The organism is Halorubrum tibetense, assembly GCF_042661865.1.
Lineage (GTDB): Archaea > Halobacteriota > Halobacteria > Halobacteriales > Haloferacaceae > Halorubrum > Halorubrum tibetense.
Window position 1 is genome coordinate 1 of sequence record NZ_JBHSWW010000445.1, and the last position, 1,342, is coordinate 1,342.

Sequence of the window (1,342 nt, forward strand, 5' to 3'; positions counted from 1 at the left end):
GACGATCGACCCCGCGTCGGCGAGCAGCGACGGGAGCCGCTCGGCCGGTCCGACGGTCCCGTCGCGGCCGACGACGGTCGTCGTTCCCGAAGCCCCGCCATCGTCCCCGTTCCTGTGCTCGTCCTCGTCCCCGTTCCTGTGCTCGTCCTCGTCCCCGTTCCTGTGCTCGTCCTCGTCCCCGTTCCTGTGCCCGTCCTCGTCCCCGTTCCTGTGCCCGTCCTCGTCCCCATCCCCCACGTCGGTGTCGAGGTCGACCCCGGCCGCGGATTCGACGATCCGAACGAGCGCCGCCGTCGTCGTCACCGCGTCGTCGACGCCACTGTCGTCGACTTCGCTGTCGTGGACCTCGCTGTCGTGGACCTCGCTGTCGTCGACGCTGCCGTCTGCGGCTCCACCGAGCGGATCGTCAGCCACGATCCCCCTCCGTCGGTCCCTCGGGGTACGACTGCCGGGGGCCGTGTGCCCGACAGGCGAGCAGCCGCGCGGTCGCCCGGCGGCGGTCGTCCGGGCGTTCCTGCGTCGTCTCGTCGTAGTAGCGGACGCTCAACCCGAGCCCCGCGCGCAACAGCTCGTTCGCGGCGAACCGATAGCGGTCGTCGCTCGGCCCCGAGGGGGTCGACCGAGACGACCGGAGATGGCCTTCGACGAACAGATAGCCACCGTCGACGAGCGCCGCTGCGAGGTCCGAGAACCGATCGACGGTGTGATAGAAACTCACGGTGACGAGCGCGTACCGCTCCGTCGGGAACGCGTACTCCGTCGCGTCGGCGTGGACGGTTTCGATCCGGTCGGCGACGCCGCGTTCCGCCGCGCGTTCCCGCGTGATCCGGAGCCCCTCTCGGGAGGCGTCGAGCGCGTCGACGTCGTATCCGGCCTCCGCGAGGAACACCGCGTTCCGTCCCGTTCCGGTCGCGAGGTCGAGCGCCCGACCGTTCGGAATCGACGGTTCGTACGCGCGCAACACCGACGACGGCTCCGGATCGCGGGGGTACGACCCGGAGGCGAACCGCTCGTCCCAGTCGGTCGAGCCGTTCGAGTCGGCCATGGGCGACGTACTCGCCCGCACCGGATAACCCCACCGCCGTATCGTCTCCAGTCGCCCGGAAACCGCCCACGAGTCGGCGACGTGTCTCCCCGTCACAACGACCGCGAACGAGGGGTCCCTAGAGATACACGGAGTCGCCGGAGGTATACAAGTGATCGGACCGAACCGGGTCGTATGACCGATCACTCCGACCCGGCCGCCGCTGTCGGCGAGCTGTTGACCGCCCGCGGAGAGACGCTCGCGGTCGCGGAGTCGCTGACGGGCGGGCTCGTCGGGTCCCGCGTGACGGACGTGCCC

The 1,342-nt window shown here is 70.6% G+C and carries 2 protein-coding genes and 1 pseudogene; 1 reads left to right on the forward strand and 2 read right to left on the reverse strand.

The features are described from left to right. Together ACFQEU_RS16005 and ACFQEU_RS16010 are read right to left on the reverse strand one after the other, a co-directional pair. Nucleotides 1-414, reverse strand: a pseudogene (locus ACFQEU_RS16005) (hypothetical protein); the annotation flags it as partial. Then, nucleotides 407-1,045 (reverse strand): class I SAM-dependent methyltransferase, encoded by a 639-nt coding sequence (locus ACFQEU_RS16010; protein WP_379783781.1) that lies wholly within the window; start codon nucleotides 1,043-1,045, stop codon nucleotides 407-409. The gene ACFQEU_RS16010 and the pseudogene ACFQEU_RS16005, both read right to left, overlap by 8 nt. A gap of 174 nt (nucleotides 1,046-1,219) precedes the next feature. On the opposite strand from ACFQEU_RS16010, the gene ACFQEU_RS16015 reads away from it, so the two are divergent. Continuing rightward, nucleotides 1,220-1,342: CinA family protein (locus ACFQEU_RS16015; RefSeq protein WP_379783783.1), on the forward strand; the 123-nt coding region annotated here is incomplete at its 3' end.